Source organism: Dictyoglomus sp. (assembly GCF_049968615.1).
Taxonomy (GTDB): Bacteria; Dictyoglomota; Dictyoglomia; order Dictyoglomales; family Dictyoglomaceae; genus Dictyoglomus; species Dictyoglomus turgidum.
The window spans coordinates 1-517 of record NZ_JBMFQK010000042.1 but is presented as its reverse complement, the minus strand read 5'-3'; the positions used below and the strand labels follow the sequence as shown (position 1 = coordinate 517).

Sequence of the window (517 nt, the reverse complement as noted above, 5' to 3'; positions counted from 1 at the left end):
GTAATTATCTCCATAATAATCTACTTTACTATGGGAAGACCTATATTTTTTAAACAAGTTCGTCCTGGGTTAAAGGGAAAACCTTTTATGATATATAAATTCAGAACTATGCTGGATTTAAGAGATGAAAATGGGAATCTTTTGCCTGATGAGAAGAGGCTTACAACAATCGGTAAGTTTTTAAGAAGTACTACTTTAGATGAACTTCCTGAATTTTGGAATGTGTTAAAAGGAGATATGAGTCTGGTGGGTCCAAGACCTCTTCTTATGGAATATTTAGATAGGTATACTCCAGAGCAGGCAAGAAGACATAATGTAAAACCAGGTATGACAGGTTGGGCACAAATAAATGGTAGAAATGCTATAACTTGGGAAGAAAAATTTAAATTGGATGTATGGTATGTAGATAACTGGAATATTCTTCTTGATTTAAAGATTATCTTTCTTACCATTTTGAAGGTATTAAAGCGTGAGGGTATAAGTGCAGAAGGTCATGCTACAATGCCTGAGTTTATGG

General features: G+C 34.0%; 1 protein-coding gene. It reads left to right on the top strand.

Annotated features, from left to right (window positions below; translation table 11 throughout):
• A partial coding sequence (locus tag ACP5QL_RS09280) for a sugar transferase (protein ID WP_428127323.1) occupies positions 1–517 on the top strand: 517 nt, incomplete at both ends.